The following is an 18,005-nucleotide window of genomic DNA, read 5'->3' on the forward strand; positions in this document are numbered from 1 at the left end:
GTCAGTACTGCTTCGCGATCGCTTCGAGCATCCGCTCCAGCGTCTCGTGCGCGGGCGGCTCGACGACGTCCACGACGTCCTGCGGCACCGTCAGGCCCTTCTCCTTGACGACCTCGTTGAAGTGCCGCGGATCGGCCGTCCGGAACCCGAACGTCGCCGCGAGCTTCCCCAGCTCGGCGTCGGTCTGCAGCAGCTGCCCGACCCGGTCACCGTTGTCCTTCAACGGCACCAGCGTGTGCTTGGACAGCACGGTCGGCGCCGGGTAGAGCAGCTTCATGTCCGGCCGGACCGTCGAGTCCCCGCGCACCACCCGGTCCACGAACTGCGCCTCGTAGGCCAGCACCAGCGGCGTCTTGCCCATCCCCGCCGACAGGTAGTCCTCGAACGGCCCCTCGGTGCTCGACTGCGTGTACCCCTGGTCCAGGAACAGCTTCGACACCGCCGGCAGCACCTTCGCCTCGGCCTCGGGCGAGCTCACCACCCCGCCGTTCGCGACGAACGACGTGATCGCCAGGAACATCGCCGCGGAGTTCGAGTCACGCGGGTCGGTCGTCGTGACCAGCAGGTTCTTGCGCGCCGGATAAGCCGTGTTGCCCGGCAGCTGGTCCCACCGCGTCCCCTTGGCCGCGAGGTCCAGGTACGCCTGCACGTCGAAGGTCTGGTAGCCCGGCCCCTGCTTCACCACACCGGCCTTGGTCAGCAGTTCGACGACCGGGTCGAACGTCGCCACCACCATCGGCGACGAGAACGGCGCGTACGTGCGCGCGGCCTTGCGGTCCCGCTGGATCTTCTCGGCCGCCGGCGCACTCGACGGGAAGGCGAAGTCGTACTGGTCGAGCTCCGTGGCCGTGGCGATCTGCCGTGACCCGGCCGGATCCACCTCGACCTTGAGCCCGTGCTTCGCGAAGACGTCCTTGACCCGCTGATCGGCGAAGAAGGCGAGCTTCTCCGAACCGATCACGCCGCGCACCGTCGTCAGCTGGGCGGACCCGCCGCCGCCCTGGCCGAAGTAGATCGCGGCCGCCACGCCCACCAGGAGCACGACCGCCAGGCCGATGCCGAGCGTTCTCTTCAATGTCCACCTCTTGCGAACCATCTGCCGGAGAACAGATCTTTCGTCACTACGACGTCGTCCCGCCGGGAGTGGTCGCAATCGTGAGATGAACAGTCCGTGAACGCGCACGACCTCTGACGGACGGGTGAAGCGCGTGTACTCGGTTCGGGCCCGAACCTACGCTCGTGCTCATGGATGTCGCGAGAGGCCGCGAGGACGACGCCGAAACCCTGGTGTTCATCAACTACCGGAGCGGTGACAACCCCTCCGCGGCCGGGTTTCTGCACGCGGCACTGTCCACGAGGTTCGGTCCGGAGTCGATCTTCCTCGACTACGAGTCCATTCCGCTCGGCCGGGAGTTTCCCGCCGTGCTGGAAGAACGGGTCAGGCGCAGTGCCGTTCTGCTCGTCGTCGTCGGTGAGCGGTGGCTGGACGACGAGCTCGGCGGGCGCTTGGTCCACGATCCCCAGGACTGGGTGCGCAAGGAGATCCTCATCGCGTTCGAGCACGGTGTCCCCGTGGTGCCTGTGCTGTTCGGCGAGGCCAGGATCGTGCCGGAGCGGCTTCCCGAGGAGCTGTCGGAGCTGCCGCGACTGCAGGCCTTCAAGGTGGGGAACCAGAGCCAGGGGCAGGACATGGCCGCCCTGGCCGACAGGTTGGTCCGCGACTTCCCCCGGTTGGGCGAGTGCACCGGGCGTCAGGTGCGGACGGTCGCGGAGTGCCGGGACCCCGTCGCGCTGGGAGTGCACGCGGCGATGGAGCACCCCGGCGGCCTGGTCCCGCCGTACGTGCCACGCCACGTGGACGCATCTGTCCGCACCGCGCTCCGGGAAGGCAGGCACGTGCTTCTGGTCGGCGACTCCACCGCGGGGAAGTCCCGCACCGCGTACGAGGCCATGCGGGTGGAACTGCCCGGCCACGTCCTCGTCGCCCCCGCCGACGCGGCCGAGCTGGCGACGGAGCTCGCCGGCCTGACGGGAACGCGGACACCACACGTCTTGTGGCTGGACGACCTGCACCGCTACCTGGGAGCCGGAGTGCTCACCGCGCGGTCGGTCGCCGAGCTGACCGGCACAGTGGTCGTCATCGCCACGATCGGGCGTCGCACCACACGCTCTACACCACCGACCTGGAGCGCGAAGCGGTGCGGGACCCGGATCGCTGGCGCGGCCTGGTGCCCGCGGCGAAGGTGCTGGAACTGTTCGCGAAGGTGCCGGTGGACCGCAGGTGGTCGGAGCGGGAACTGCGCGACGCCGCGGAACTGGACGACCCGCGGTTGCAGCAGGCCGCGGCGCACGGCGACCGGTACGGCGTCGCCGAGTACATCGCCGCCGGGCCGCAGCTGGTGCAGAAGTGGCGCGACGGGTGGTCGCCGGGAGTGGCACCACGGGGATCAGCTCTGGTGGCCGCGGCGATCGACCTGTTCAGGGCGGGGATGACGACCGGTGTGCCCCTCGACGTGCTGGTCGGCCTGCACGAGGTGCACCTCCGCTCCCGGGGCGGCGCGCAACTGCACCCCGAGGAGGTCGATGAGGCGCTGACGTGGGCGACGACGCTCGAGTACGGCGCGACGAGCCTGCTGGTGCGGGAGACCGAGGAGCGGTACCGCCCGTTCGACTACCTCGTCGACTCGGTCGCCAGGAACGGTGCCGCACCGGCGATCCCGGCGGAGGTGTGGGACGCCGCGCTTTCCCATGTGGACGACTCCGACCTGATGGCGGTCATCCTGCAGGCGTCCGGCCACAACCGGATGGATCACGTCGTGCGCGGGCTTGCCCGCCTGGACGGCGTGCACGGGTCGGGTGGCTTCTACGTGGTGGAACCGGGGAAGGGAGCACGGCGCGCCTTCCGCAGGCTGATGACGGTGGCACGCGACCAGTTCGCGTACGCCGGGTTCGACGACGTGATCCTCGCCCTGCAACAGGCGGAGCCCGGCACCGCCGAGTGGGACTACGCGATGGGGCGCTACCACCGGGAGGAGGACGATCTGGAGCAGGCGGAGACGTTCCTGCGACGCGCTGCCGAAGCGGGACATCCGCCGGCAGCCGCCGACCTCGGAGCAGTGCTGCTCGCGTCGTCGCGAGCCGATGAGGCCCGCGGGTGGTTGGAAACGGCGCTCGCAGCCGGAATCCGCCAAGCCGGGATCAACCTCGGCATCCTGCACCTCCTGCGCGGCGAGGTCGGTGCCGGCGCGGACCTGCTGGAGGACGTCGCCGATCTCGTGGAAGGCCGGCTGGCGACCAGACTCGCCTCCGACCTGGCGAACGACGGCGACCACCAGCGCGCTCGTCGCTGGCTGCTCCGCGCTCACGAGCGCGGCCACGAGCAGGCCGCGCTCCTCATCGGCGAGTCCTTCCTCGTGACCGGCGACGAGGCCGATGCCGAGCACTGGCTGCGCACGGCGTGGGAGCGAGGGGTCCTGGCCGCCGCCGACCACCTCGGAAAGCTCCACTTCCACCGCGGTGAGTGGGATGCGGCCGAGCCGTTCCTGCGAGCGGGTGCCGAGTCCGGGTCCCCCGAAGCGGCCACCCTGCTCGGCAGCCTGCACTACCAACGGGACGAGCTCGAGGAGGCGGAGCACTGGCTGCGGAAGGCCACGTCCGCGGGCAGCCGCGGAGCCCGGTTGGCCCTGGGGGTGGTGCTCCTCGACAAGAGCGCGCTGGACGAGGCCGAATCCGTGCTGCTGGACAGCCTGAGCGCGCACGAGGCCGAGGCTGCGACGTACCTCGCCAAGGTCCAGCACCAGCGCGGGGACGAGGCCGGGGCCGAGCGGTGGGCGAGGAGGGCGCTCGGCGTCCGGTACGACAGCGAACCCGCACTGCTGCTCAGCTCGATCCTGATGGAGCAGCGGAGGTACGACGAGGCGGTGGCGGTGTTGGTGCCCGGTCACGAAGCCGGCGATCCGGAAGTGACCCACAACCTCGGGATGGCCACCTTCCACCGGGGAGACCTGGAGACCGCGGTCCAGCTCTTCACCCAGGCCCAGATGGCGGGCGTTCCCGAGTCCGCCACAGCGTTGCGCGCCATCTTCCGCGAGATCACGCGGGCAGCAGAGGCCGAGGAGCACCGGCGGAGACGTTCCTGGTGGCGAAGACGCTCCTGACCTGACGAGGCGCGTGGATCAGCCGGGGAAGGGGTGCAACGGCGTTCGGTCGCCCACGGACCACTTGTGCCCGAACGGAGCCGTGAACCCCTGCTGCCGGTGTGCGCGCCCCACGGCATCTCGTGGGTCACGACCTCGGACACCGCCGTCGCACCGGCGGCCGCGGCACGCGCGATGACGTCCTCCGCCCGTCACCGTTCGGTCAGCAGCCAGGCCACATCTCGCACGAGTGCCTGCCGCCAGCCCGCGCGGTCGTGCCCGGCGGGGGAGCGGTGGGTCCGGACGGTCGCACCCGCCTTCTCCGCCAGGTCCTCCACCACCTCGCAGTGCCGGTGCATGCGCGGCTCGTGCTCGCCGACGTCGAACGCCACCCGCAGCCCGGACAGCTCCGCGTCCCGCAGCCGTTCCGCCGTGTCGCCGCCGGCCGGGCCGTTCAGCGAGAAGCCCTGGTCCGGCAGTGCCGGGGTCCACCAGAACGACCCCGACTGGCACGCCACCCGCGTCACCAGCTCCGGGAAGTCCAGCGCGGCCCGGAAAGCGCTCAACCCGCCCAGGCTCTGCCCGGCGACCACGAACCGCCGCAGGTCCACGGTCACGCCGTTCTCGGCGAGCAACGGCAGCAGCTCGTCCCGGACCGCCGGCCACAGCGCCGCACCCGTGTACTCGGCGTCGCGGTCACGGGGCGTGGGCAGGAAAACCAAAGTCGCAGAAGGCATTTCGCCCGCCTGCACCGCAGACTCGAACGCCGCCACCGCCGGGTGCACGTACATCCAGTCGTCGCCGTCCAACAACAGCACGACCGGCTCACCGCCGCGATGCACGCGCACGGTCTTGCGGCCCAGCACGCCGTTCCACCGGAACCGGGTCGACGGCACGTCCAGCACCTCGTCCGGTCCCACGGCCGGCCAGTGCGGCTGCGGGTCGGCATCAGGCGTCGCGGCGATCGAGCGGTTCGGACCGGCACCGAAAGCGTTGAACGGGTCCGCGTGCTCGCCGTCGTACTCGGCGCCGTCGAAGAAGTGGTACGTCACGCGCAGCCGGTGCGGCATCGCGACCTCGGCGTACCAGCAGTCGCTGTCCTCGAAGCGTCGTAACGACACCGGGTCCGACCACGACTCGAACCGCAGCGACGCCTCCGCGCCGCGCCAGAGGAACAACGTCCGGTAGCCGCCGTCCACGGGAACGGACACCGGTCCTGTCACGGAGTCCCAGAACTCCGGGGTGCCGGGGGTCGCGGTGAGCCCGTACTCGGCGAAGCGTGCCATGGGAAGTGAGGATAGCCTGCCCTGAAACAAGGTCAGCGCGCCACCGCGAGCTGGTACTCGGCGTCCCGGCCGAGCAGTTCGCGGTGCGTGCCCTGGCTCGTGACCAGGCCGCCGTCGAGCACGACCACCCGGTCCGCCACGTCCAGCAGCGCCGGGCTGCTGGTGATCACGACGGTGGTGCGGCCGCGGCGCAACGAGGCGACGTTGCGGGCGATCAGGAGCTCGGTCACCGCGTCCACTGCGGTGGTCGGGTCGTGCAGCACCAGGATCTCCGGGTCCGCGGCCAGCGCGCGGGCCAGTGACAACCGCTGCCGCTGACCGCCGGACAGGTTCGCGCCCCGGTCCCGCACCGCGTAGTCGAGGCCCTCGGCGTGCAGGGCCACGACGTCGGTGAGCATCGCCGCGTTCACCGCCTCATCGACCAGTGTGGACGTTCCGGACGGATCAACGTTGTCCCGCAACGTTCCCGCGAACACCTCGTGGTGCGCGGGGTTCACCAGCAGGTGCTTGCGGACGCTGTCGACCGTCAGCCTCGCGAGCTCCCGCTCGCCGACCCGCACCACACCCGAGTACGTCGCGGGCGGCACGTCGACCGACAGCACGGCGGCCAGGTCGGCCGCCGCCTGCGGCTGATATGCCGCCACGGCGACGAGCTCGCCGGGCTGCACGGAGAACGACACCCCGCGCAGCGACCCGTGCCGCACCGCCTCGACCTCCAGGCCACCGTCCGGGCCGGGTTCCTCGACACCGGGCGTCATCCGCGGCGGCGCGGCGAGCACCAGCGCCATCCGGTCCGCCGAGGCACGCGCGATCATCACGTACTTCGGCATCTCGGAGAACAGCTTCAGCGGCTCGATCAGGAACTGCGCCAGGCCGACCGCCGTCACCAGCTGCCCGATCGAGATCTGCCCGTCGAACGTGAGCCAGCCCGCCCACAGCGTGACCGCCGCCGCCAGCAACGAGTTCAGCGCCAGCGCCGTGCCCGCGTAGACGCCGTTGACCCGCGCGACCACGACCGACTGCTTCCTGGCCTCGTCCGACACCCGCCGGTAGGCCTGGAACGCCTGGTACGAGCCGCCGAACCCGTGCAGCGGCCGCAGACCGGCGATCAGGTCCGACACCTTCGCGCCGGCCCGCGCCACCTTCGCCTGCTGCACCTGCGTGCTCGCGCCGATCCGCCGCGACATGAAGCTCAGCACGGTCAGGATCGCCGCCGTGCCCGCGAACACCGTCACGCCCAGCGGCACGCTGATCACCGCGAGCACCACGCCCGCGATCGTGATCGACACCAGCGAGGCGATCAGCAGCGGCACCACCTCGATGATGTCCGCGGTCTGGTCGGCGTCCTCGGTGGCGACGGTCAGCACCTCGCCGGACTTCAGCTCGACGTCGCGCGCCACCGGCTGCAGGCCGCGGTCGGCCACCGCGACCCGCCACCGGTGCGCCTCGGTCGTGTTCGCCTTCTGCAAGATCCGCATGCCGAAGCGCCACGAGTACGACACCGTCGCCATCACGAGCCCCAGCCCGAGCAGCGCGAGACCCAGCGAGCTGAGCTGCCCACCGCGCAACGCGAACTCGACGATCGCGCCGAGCAGGATCGGCACAGCTGTCTCGGCCGCCTGGTAGGACCCCATCAGCAGGGTGCCGCCGGCCATCGCGCTCCGGTTGCGGCGCACGGCGATCCGCAGGATCTCCTTGCCGGTGCGGACGTCGGGAGTGGTCTCAGTGTTCGTCAAGGTGCTGCGCAATCGCTTCGGGGGTGGAGAGGGCGAGCAGGTCGCGGATGGTGATGATCGGGCCGAACTCGCGGCGGAGCAAACCGGCCAGCCGCACCGCGAGCATCGAGTGCCCGCCCAGGTCGGTGAAGCCGCTCGCCATGCCCACCTCGTCCTCGTCGAGGTCGAGCGCCTCGGCGAACATCTCCCTGACCAGGGTCTCGGTCTCGGTCAGCTCGCGCTGCTCGACCTTGGTCATCAGCGTGCCGAGCGGCCGCGCTTCGGGCAAGGCCGACGTGTCGGCCTTGCCGTTCACCGTCAACGGGATCGCGTCGACCTGGGCGTAGTGCGACGGCCGCAGGTAGTCCGGCAGACCGGCACCGACCGCCGCCGCGACCGACGGGATGTCCGCGCCGTCGGTGAGCACGAGGTAGGCCGCCAGCCGGTACGCCCCGTCGACCTGGGGGTCCGACTGCGCGACGGCGGCGACGAACCGGACGTCCGGGTGCGCGGCGAACCGGGCCTCGACCTCGCCGAGCTCGACGCGGTGACCGCGGATCTTGACCTGCTTGTCGGTGCGGCCCAGGTAGAGCAGGTTGCCGTCGGGGCGCCGGATCACCAGGTCGCCGGTGCGGTACATGCGCTCACCCGGCACCCACGGACAGGCCACGAACCGTTCCGCCGACTGCCCCGGCTGGCCGAGGTAGCCGCGCGCGATGCCGACACCCGACACGTACAGCTCACCGGCGACACCGTCCGGGACGTGCCGCAGCCACGGGTCGAGCACGTAGACGTCGGTGTTGTCGATCGCCACGCCGACCACCGGGTCGACGCAGTCGAACGTGCCGACGCCGAGGGTGTTGATCGTGTACTCGGTGGGCCCGTAGAGGTTGTAGCCGACCGTGCCGGGGGTGTCCGCGAGCAGCTGCCACAACGTCGGCGTCACGGCCTCACCACCGAGCAGCACCAGCGCGGGCTTGTGGTGCTCACCGTTCAGCAGCCCCTCGGCCACCAGCTGCTGCGCGTAGGTGGGCGTCACGTTGATGACGTCGACCTCGTGCTCCAGGCAGTACTCCACCAGCCCGGTCGCGTCGCGGCGCAGCTCCTCGTCGCAGATGTGCACCTCGTGGCCGTCGGCGAGCCAGAGCAGCTCCTCCCACGACATGTCGAACGCGAACGACACGGTGTGCGCGATCCGGAACATCCGGTGCCCGTGCTCGGCCAGCACCGGCTCGAAGATTCGCCGCTGGTGGTTGACGAGCATGTTGGTCAGGCCCGCGTACTCGGTGACCACGCCCTTGGGCTTGCCGGTCGACCCCGAGGTGTAGATCGTGTAGGCCGCGTGCTTGAGCCGGTCGGGGTCGTCCGGCGCGAACGTGATGACCGGTTCGGCGGCGGGCCACGGCTCGTCGAGCGTGAACAGGTTGCCGTTCAGCCGTGGTGCGACCGCGCTGGTCGTGATGATCAACGCCGGCTGCGCGTCCTCGACGATCGCGGCGATCCGCTCGTCCGGGTGGTCCAGCTCCAGCGGCACGTAGGCCGCGCCGCAGCGCAGGATACCGAACAGCGCGACGACCCAGTCCAGTGACCTCGGCACCGCGATGGCGACCGACGTCTCGACGCCGATGCCCCGCTGGGAGAGCACGCCTGCGAGGTGACGGCTGCGGTCCCGCAGTTCGGCGAACGTCATCTTGTTCCCGTGCGAGACCAACGCGATCCGGTCCGGGTTGCGGTCGGCCGCGACGTCGAACAGGTCGACGACGGTCTGGTTGCCGAAGTCGTTGGCGGGCTGCAGCTCCGGCTGCGGACCGGTGCCGCGGACCGCACCGACCGGGCCGTCCGCCTGGGCCAGCTCGTCGATGATCCGCAGGTACTCGTCGAACAACCGCTGTGCCCGCGCGGGATCGGTGACCTCCGGCCGGTACTCCAGCTTCACGGTGAGCTGCCTGCCCGGCGTCACGACCCAGGTGAACGGGTAGTGCGTCGAGTCCTCCGACTCGTGCTCGATGATGCCGTTCGTCCTGTTGAACTCGTCGAACGTGCTGTCGTCCAGGAAGTTCTGCAGCACGAACAGGTTGTCGAACAGCTGGTCCTGGCCGCTGGCGCGCTGGATCTCACCGAGCCCGACGTGTTCGTGGTCCATGGCGTCGACCCGGCGGGACTGGACGTTCCGCAGGAAGGTGGCGGCCGTGTCGTGCGGTTGCGCGGACACCCGCATCGGCACGGTGTTGAGCAGCACGCCGACGATCCCGTCGGTGCCTTCTTCTTCGCGGCCGGACACGGTCACGCCGAACACCGCGTCGCCGCGGCCGGTCTCGCTGCCGAGCAGCAGTCCCAGCGCGCCGGTGACGACGCTGTTGAGCGTCACGCCGTGCCTGCGGGCCGCGTCCCGGACGCGTTCCGAGGTCTCGACGTCCAGCGTCCGCACGATCTTCGTGGGCAGCGAGTCCGAAGTGGACCCGTCGCTCAGCAGCGTGGCGCCGGGCAGGTCGGCGAGGTAGCCGGCCCAGAACCGGTGCGCCGCCTGCGCGTCCTTCGCCTGGAGCGCACGGGTGTAGCTCTCGAAGCTCGGCGTGGCGGGGGAGGAGTCGACCGGTTCGTTGTGCACGAACGCCCGGTAAGCGTCGAACAGGTCGCGCAACACGATCTCGCGCGACCAGCCGTCCCACAGCAGCAGGTGGTAGCTGAACAGCAACGCGTCCCTGCCGTCCGGCAGCCGCAGCACGGTCAGCCGGACCAGCGGCGGGTTCTCGAGGTCGAAGCCGGTGCCGCGGTCCTCCGTGCGCAACGACTCCACGGCGTCCTGGTTGAGCACGTCGACCGTGCGGACCTCGACCTGGCGGCCCGGTGCGAGGACCTGCACGGGTTCGCCGTCCTCGTCCTCGAACCCGGCGCCCACCACCGGGTGCTTGGCGATGACGTGCGCCATCGCCTTCTGCAGCGCGCCGGAGTCGAGGCGGTGCCGGAACGTGAAGCAGCTCTGCGCGACGTAGTGCCCGGCGCTCTGGGCGAGCTCGGCCTGGAAGTACAGCCCGCGCTGCAACGGCGACACCGGCGCGGTCCGGCGAGCGGTGGTCGAGGCGTCCGCGATCCGTTCGAGCGCGAGCAGCCAGCGTGCCGCGATCTCGTCCGACACGTCCTGGGACAGCGCGAACGTGGCCCGCAGACTGCCCGTCGTGGTGTCGACCCAGGTGTTGACCTCGACCGCGTACGGGCTGGGCTGCCGGCCCGCGTCGACGTGCAGGGCCTGCGACTCGCTGCCGCGCCCGAGGTAGTTGAACAGCACTTGCGGGCGGGGCAACGCGGCGAGCACGGGCGCGGTCTGCGGGTTGAGGTACCGGTGTTGGCCGTACTGCACGTGCTGCTGCTCGTCGGGCTGCATGTTCGTCAGCTCGCGTGCGGCCTCGACGGGGTCGGTGTGCGCGCTCAGCTTGACGGGCGCGATCGAGGTGAACCAGCCGACCGTGCGCGTGTAGTCGTGGTGCTCGCGGACCGGCACGCGACCGTGGCGTTCGAGCTCGATGGTGAGGTCCGTGGGGGTGCCTTGGATCTCGGTGAGGGCGGTGCGCAGGGCACCGGCCAGCAGTTCGGTCAGGCCCAGGCCGAGTGCGGTCGGGGCGGTGTGGACGACGCGGCCGGTGATGTCGGCGGCGAGGTTGACGGTCACCTCGCGGACGTCGCCGACCTGCGAGGTGAGCGGCGGGGCGTCGAGCGCGTCGATCCAGCGGGGGAGGTCGGTGTTCGCCTGGGCGGTCAGGGTGAGCTCGGCCGCGTAGGTGGCGAACGGCGTGGTGGCCGGAGCCAGGTCCTCGCCGCGGAGGGCTGCGTTGATGTCGTCGAGGAGGATCATCCAGGAGACCGCGTCCACGGCCAGGTGGTGGACGGCGACGACGAGGGTTCGGGTGGACTCCAGCCACGCGAACTGGACCATGTCGCCGGCCTCGGGCTTCAGCCACATGACCGCCTGGCGGACTCCCTCCGCCGGGTCGTCCCCGTCCACGAGCATGATGTTGGCGTCCCGGTGCGGTTCGACGTGCAGCGCCCAGACCCCGTGCTCAATGGCCAGGCGCATGCGCAACGCCGGGTGCGCCGCGATGACGGCGACGGCCGCCCGGCCGATGTCCTCCAGCTCGACACCGTCCGGTACCTGCAGCTGCCTGGCCTGCGCGAACCGCTTCAGCTCCCCGCCCAGCTCCCGCTGCCGCAGCACGATCGGCGTCGGCACGACCGGCCCGTCCACCGCCGTTTCAACGCCACGCGGGGAGCTTTCGTCCGACAGGAGCTGATGCGGGGTCCCCGCGTGGGAAGCGAGGAGGCGGGGGGTTTTGTGGAGGAAGAGGTCGCGAGGGCTGAGGGAGAAGCCCGCGGCGCGGGCGCGGTTGACCAGGCCGATCGCGATGATGCTGTCGCCGCCCGCGACGAAGAAGTCGGTGTCGGCGTCCACGGCAGCACCCGGCAGGACGTCGGCGAAGATCGCGACCAGGGACTCCAGCGCCGGGGTCTCCCCGGCAGCGACCGCCGGGACGTCCTCGGCCTGGGCCCGCTCCTCCAGGGCCTTGCGGTCCAGCTTGCCGTTCACCGTCAGTGGCAGCGCATCCAGCAACAGCACCCGCTGCGGCACCATGTGCACCGGCAGCTTCGAGCTCAAGAACTCAGCCACATCGGCAGAAGGCGTGCCGACCACGTGCGCGACCAGGTGGTCAGCGGAGGAAGCCACCGTCACCGCGATGTCGACCACGCCGGGAACAGCGCGAACCGCCGCCTCGACCTCGCCCAGCTCGATCCGGAACCCCTTGAGCTGCACCTGGTCGTCGGCGCGGCCGACGAACTCCAGCTCACCGTCGAGGTTTCGCCGCGCCAGGTCACCGGTGTTGTACATCCGCCCGCCACCGAACGGATCGGCGACGAACCGGGTCGAGGTCAAACCAGGACGGTTGAGGTAGCCGAGCGACAGCTGGTCGCCGGCCACGTAGATCGCGCCCACCTGACCCGGAGCAACCGGGCGCAGCGCGGAGTCGAGCAGGTACGTGCGCAGGCCGGGGATCGGGCCACCGATCGGACTCACGTCACCGGCGGCGAAATCCGCGGCGTCCAGCACCCGGTGCGTGACGTGCACGGTCGTCTCGGTGATGCCGTACATGTTGACCAGCTCGGGCCGCTCGGTGCCGTACCGCTCGACCCAGCCGCGCAGCCGGGACAGGTCCAGCGCCTCGCCGCCGAAGATCACGCGGCGCAACGCCGGCAGCGGCTCCGACAGCCGGTCCGCCTCGATGAACTGGTAGAACGCCGACGGCGTCTGGTTGAGCACGGTCACGCCACGCGCGCGGACCAGCCGGTGGAAGTCGACCGGTGAACGGGTCAGGCCGTGGTCGGGGACGAGCAGCTCGCCGCCGTGGACCAACGCGCCCCACAGCTCCCAGACCGCGAAGTCGAACGAGTACGAGTGGAACTGCGTCCACACGTCGGAAGGACCGAAGTCCATGTCCGGCTGGGTGTTCGCGAGCAGCGCCACCACGTTGCGGTGCGACACGACGACGCCCTTGGGCTTGCCGGTCGACCCGGACGTGTAGATCACGTACGCCGGGTTGCCCCAGTCGAACGACGGCAACGCGCCGTCGCCGGGCACCTCCTCGCCGTAGACGAGGACCCGCGCGGAGACACCGGCAGCGGCCAGCAAGCGTTCGAACCGCTCCCGGTGCTCCCGCTCCACCAGCACGACCTGCGGCGCGGAGTCGGCGAGCACGTACTCCAGGCGCTCATCGGGGTAGGCGAGGTCCAGCGGCACGTACGCGCCACCGGCCGACACGATCGCCACCAGCGAGATCACCTGCGGCAACGACCGCGGAATCGCGACGGCGACCCGCTCGTGCGGACCGACGCCCGCGTTGACGAGCGACCGTGCCAGCCGGTTCTTGGTGTCGGCCAGCATCCTGTACGTCAAGCCCTCGGAGCTGCCGTCGAGGTGGCACATCGTCACCGCGCGCGCCGACGGATCACGTTGCGCCGCAACGTCGAACAGCTCGGCCAGCGTGGCGGGCCCCACCGGAGCAGCGGCACGGTCCTGCGTCAGCACCGGCGTGACCAGCGACCCGGCCAGCAGCGAGGACAGCGTCTCGGCGAACGCCTGCAGCAACCGCTCGGCACCCGCCGACCGGACCACCGTCGTGTCGTAGATCAGGTTGAACCGCAACGAACCGTCGTGGCCGCGCTCGACGACCAGCGTCAGCGGGTAGTGCGGCGCGCCCTCGTTGACGACCTCGGCGATCGTGAACGGACCGCTCAAGGCCGTGACGTCGGTCGCCACGTCGAACACCACGAGCGTGTCGAACGCCGACCCGTGCTCGGCCTGCCGCCCGATCCGGGTCAGCGACACGTGCTGGTGCGGCAGCACCGCGGTCTGGTGCTCCCGCACCGACGCCAGCAGATCAGCAGCAGACGACCCGGTGCTCCACCGGGTCCGCACCGGAATGGTGTTGATGAACAGCCCGACCATGTCGGCGATCCCCGGCACGTCCGCGTCCCGGCCGGACACAGTGGACCCGAACACGACATCGGTGCGGCCCAGCAAGGCACCCAGCGTCACACCCCACGCGCTGTGCACCGCGACGCTCAGCGACACCCCGGCCGCCCGCACCGACTCGTCCAGGCCGTCGGGGGCGTCGAGCACCACGTCGTCGAACCGCTCGGACGGCGTGTGCCCCTCGGCCACGAACGACGGCCCCGGCAGCCCGGCCAGCTCAGCCGCCCACACCCGGTCGCTCTCGGCCGCGTCACTCGTGACCAGCCAGCGCACGTAGTCGGCGTAGCTGCCCCGCACGTGCACCGACCCCGGCGCCTCGTACTCGGCGAGCAGCGCGCGCAGCATCGGTGGCACCGACCAGCCGTCGGCGATGATGTGGTGCACCGTCTGCACCAGCACGTACCGGCCCGGCGCGGTGCGGATCAGCGTGAACCGCATCAACGGCCCGCGGGCGAGGTCGAACCCGGCCACCCGGTCCCGTTCGGCGAAGGCCGCGATCTCCTCGCCGGTCATCCCCTGACCGTCCACAGTGGAGAACTCCGGCCGCACGCCGGACTCCAGCACCGACACCACCCTGCCGTCGGGCAGCCCGACGAACCGCGCGGCGAGGTTCGGGAACAGCTCCAGCACCCGTGCGGCGGCGGCCTCCAGCCGGGAGGCGTCCACCGCGCCGGTCAACGTCAGCAGCTGCTGCTCGACGTACCGGTGCGACGACTCGTCGTCGAAGATCGAGTGGAAGTACAGGCCCTCCTGCAACGGCGTCATCGGCAGGACGTCGCGCAACGCCGGGCTGTCCACCGCGTCGACGTCCGCCTGGCTCAGCGGCAGCAGGCCGAAGTCGCCGGGGGAGTGGCCGCCCTCGGTCAACGCGGCCAGCGCTTCCAACGTCTCGGTGAAGTACCCGCCGATCCGCTCCACGTCGGCGTCGGTGAACACCCCGGCAGGCCACGAGATCACGGTGACGAGCTCCAGCTCGCCGTCCGCACCCGGTTCGGCGCTGGCGTTGAACTCCAACGCGCGCGGCAGCCGCATCTCCGGATCGCGCTTCTCGCCCAGCTGACCGGCGTTCTCCGCCAGCTGCCAGTCACCGCTCGCGCCACCGGCGAACCGGCCGAGGTAGTTGAACAGCACCTGCGGCCGCGGGCCACCGAGCTCGTGGTCGCCCAGGTACCTCAGCGCGCCGTAGGAGACACCGCCGCTCGGCACCCGAGCGAGGTCTTCCTTGACCCGCTTCACCGCGGCGGGCAGGTCGTCGACCGTGCCGGGGTCGACCACCACCGGGAACAGCGTCGTGAACCAGCCGACCGTGCGCGACAGGTCCGGGTCGAGCGGCACGAACCGGCCCTCGCGGCCGTGGCCCTCCAGCTCGACGTGCGCGAACGTCTGGTCCTGGCCGTTGTCCCGGCGCCACCGGGCGAGCGCGACCGCGAGACCGGTCAGCAGCACGTCGTTCACCTTGGCGTGGAACAACGCCGGCACGTCACCCAGCAGCGCGGCGGTCGCCGCCGAACCGACCGTGACCGTCCGGACCTGCTCAACGGCAACAACGTCGTCATCGGTCAGCTCACGCCGGCCGAGCAACGCGTCCACGCCCGGCAGCGGCTGCCGGTAGTGCTCCAGGTCCGCCGAGAAGTCCGCCTGCTCCAGCAGCTGCGTCCAGCGCCGGAACGACGTCCCGACCGGCGGCAGCTCGACCGGCTCCCCGGACGACACCTGCCGCCACGCCAGCGCCAGGTCGTCGAACAGGATCCGCCACGACACCCCGTCGACGACGACGTGGTGGATCACGATCACCAGCTGGCGGGCGGCGGAACGCCACACCGCCCGCAGCATGATCCCGGCGTCCGGGTTCAGCCCCTCGGTCGCCGCGGCCACGCACTCCTCCAGCTCGGCGCCGCTCTCCTCCCACAGCGCCGCACCGGTCTCCGGGATGTCGAACGACCACCGCGTGCCGCGCACCAGCTTGGCGCGCAACATGTCGTGCCGGTCGACGACCGCGTCGAGGATCTGCGTCAGCGCGGACGCGGTCAGCCCAGCCGGGGTGTTGAGCACGACCGACTGCACGAACCCGTCGACCGCGTCCGTGGTCTCGCCGAGCCACTGCACGATCGGCAGACCCGCCACCGGGCCGACCGGAACGTCGTCGTGGTCGACCACCGCGCCACCCTCACGCGTGGCGACGGCGGCCAACGCGCGCGGCGTGCGGTTGACGAAGATCTGGGTGGCCGTGACGAACACACCCCGCGCCCGCAGCGCGCTCAGCAGTGAGATCGCGAGGATGCTGTCGCCGCCGAGCTCGAAGAAGTCCTGGTCGGCGCCCACGGCGTCGAGCCCCAGCACCGACGCCACCGCCGCGCAGATCACGGCCTCGTCGTCGTTCGCGGCCGCGGTCACCGGGCCGGTCTCGACCACGGGGTCCGGCAGCGCGCGCCGGTCGAGCTTCCCGTTGGGGGTCAACGGGAACTCGCTCATCACGACGATGTGGGCCGGCACCATGTACTCGACCATGTGCTCGATCGCCCACTGCTTCACCGCGTCGGCCGACAGGCCCTCCACGGCCGGGATCACGTACCCGACGAGGTAGTTGCCGCCCGCAGAGTTCTTCTTCACCACGACGCACGTGTGCCGGACCTGCGGGTGTTCGGCGAGCGCGACCTCGACGTCCTCCAGCTCCAGCCGCATGCCGCGGATCTTGACCTGGTTGTCGACGCGACCGAGGAAGTCGAGCGACCCGTCGGCGGCGAAGCGCGCCAGGTCACCGGTCCGGTACAGCCGCGAGCCGTCGGTGCCGAACGGGTTCGCCACGAACCGGGAGGCGGTCAGCCCCGGCGCGTTGACGTAACCGCGGCCCAGCAGGAACCCGCCGAGGTAGAGCTCGCCTCCTACGCCGACCGGGCACGGCCGCAGCTCGTCGTCCAGCACGTACAGGTCGGTGTTCGGGTTGGCCTTGCCGATCGACGTGGACAGCCGCTCGGCCTCGCCGCGGTAGATCACGTGCGAGACGCCGATCGTGGCTTCGGCGGGCCCGTAGCCGTGGTACATCGGGATGTCGAGCTGGGTGCGGAACCGCTCGTACAGCTCGGGGGTGAGAACCTCGCCGCCGCACCACACGTGCCGCAGGCTGTCCAGCTCGCCGTCGCCCGCGATGGTCAGCAGCACGTCCAGCATCGACGACACCAGGTACACGAACGTCACCCGGTGCCGGTCGATCGTCTGCAGCAGGTGGTGCGGGTCGCGCTCGCCGCCGGAGCGCACCACGACGGTCCGCCCGCCGCACACCAGCGGCAGGAAGATCTCGTTGATCGAGATGTCGAACGACAGCGGCGCCTTGAACAGCGACGCGTCGGAGTGTCCGAAGTGGAGGATCTGGTGCACCTGCCACAGCAGCCGCTCGCTGATGGCCTCGTGCCGGATCATCGCGCCCTTGGGGCGACCGGTGGAGCCGGACGTGAACATCACGTACGCGAGCTGCGGGCCGAGGATCGTGACGTCGGTGGGGTCGGCCGGGTAGCCCGAGAAGTCCCAGTCGTCGAGCGACACGCGAACCGCCTCCGGCTCGCCCTCCTGGCCGGAGCCGAGCAGGAGGACGACCCGGGCGTCGGTGACCACCGACTCGCGCCGGGCGGCCGGCCACTGCGGGTCCAGCGGCACGAACGCGCCACCGGCCTGCAGCACGGCGAGCAGGCCGACGACCATCTCGGCCGAGCGGTCCAGCGAGATGCCGACGACCTGTTCCGGCTGCACACCGCGGTCGAGCAGGTGCCGGGCCAGCTGGTTGGAGTGCGCCAGCACCTGGCCGTAGGTGAACGCGCGGTCGCCGTCGTTGATCGCGACGGCGTCGGGGCGTTCGGCGGCCTGCGCGCGGAACAGTTCCACGATGCTCGGCCGGTCGCGCGGGAAGTCGTTGTCGTTCCACCGGGCGAGCTGCGCGAGGCGTTCGTCGAGGGTCTGCGCGGTCATCGTGCCGATCGCCCGGTTGGGGAACTCGGCCAGGTCGTCCAGCACCCGCTGGGCCTCGTCGACCGCCACGCCCTCCGGCAGCGAGATCACCCAGCCGCCGGGACGCTCGGTGACGTTCCACCTTCCGGCGTCTTCTCCCTTGTCCGCCCACACGAGAAGATCGCCGAAGAGGGTGGCGGGGGTGAGGTCCACGCCCTCGGCCCGAGTACCGGGGTTCGCCCAGTGGTTCAGCGCGACGGCTGCGGCGACGGCGACGGTCCGCTGCGGGTACTCACCGGCACGGCGCCGAACGGAGGCAATCCGGGCGGTCGAAAGAAGTACGTCACGGTCGGCCATCAGTTCCATCGACGACTCAGCCATCCCCTCATCTCGGTGAAGGTGAGCCTAA

At 71.0% G+C, this 18,005-nt stretch carries 6 protein-coding genes; 2 read left to right on the plus strand and 4 right to left on the minus strand.

Annotated elements, in window-relative coordinates:
• Nucleotide 1: 1 nt before the first annotated feature.
• A complete protein-coding gene (locus tag BBK82_RS32535; RefSeq protein ID WP_065918407.1) occupies nucleotides 2-1,075 on the minus strand; it encodes a hypothetical protein in 1,074 nt (357 codons plus the stop codon).
• 170 nt (nucleotides 1,076-1,245) lie between these two features.
• Between BBK82_RS32535 and BBK82_RS54705 the strand changes: the two genes are divergently transcribed.
• The gene (locus BBK82_RS54705; protein ID WP_065918408.1) at nucleotides 1,246-2,493 is read left to right on the plus strand and encodes a toll/interleukin-1 receptor domain-containing protein; all 1,248 of its coding nucleotides are present in this window, start codon (nucleotides 1,246-1,248) and stop codon (nucleotides 2,491-2,493) included.
• 518 nt (nucleotides 2,494-3,011) lie between these two features.
• Nucleotides 3,012-4,157, plus strand: coding sequence for a tetratricopeptide repeat protein (locus tag BBK82_RS56415; protein ID WP_335618124.1), 1,146 nt, complete (start codon nucleotides 3,012-3,014; stop codon nucleotides 4,155-4,157).
• A 191-nt stretch (nucleotides 4,158-4,348) separates the two neighbouring features.
• Here the strand turns inward: BBK82_RS56415 and BBK82_RS32550 are convergent, their stop codons facing one another.
• From BBK82_RS32550 to BBK82_RS32560, 3 genes are read right to left on the minus strand one after another with little or no spacing between them, the layout of a single operon-like run.
• Nucleotides 4,349-5,422, minus strand: coding sequence for an alpha/beta hydrolase-fold protein (locus tag BBK82_RS32550; protein ID WP_065918410.1), 1,074 nt, complete (start codon nucleotides 5,420-5,422; stop codon nucleotides 4,349-4,351).
• A gap of 32 nt (nucleotides 5,423-5,454) precedes the next feature.
• Complete coding sequence (locus BBK82_RS32555) at nucleotides 5,455-7,158, minus strand: ABC transporter ATP-binding protein (RefSeq protein WP_065918411.1); 1,704 nt, start codon at nucleotides 7,156-7,158, stop codon at nucleotides 5,455-5,457.
• Nucleotides 7,145-17,977: a non-ribosomal peptide synthetase gene (locus BBK82_RS32560; RefSeq protein ID WP_218920394.1), complete on the minus strand. Its 10,833-nt coding sequence runs from the start codon at nucleotides 17,975-17,977 to the stop codon at nucleotides 7,145-7,147. The genes BBK82_RS32555 and BBK82_RS32560 overlap by 14 nt, the downstream gene beginning before the upstream one ends.
• Nucleotides 17,978-18,005 lie beyond the last annotated feature (28 nt).

This window comes from Lentzea guizhouensis (genome assembly GCF_001701025.1).
GTDB classification, from domain to species: domain Bacteria; phylum Actinomycetota; class Actinomycetes; order Mycobacteriales; family Pseudonocardiaceae; genus Lentzea; species Lentzea guizhouensis.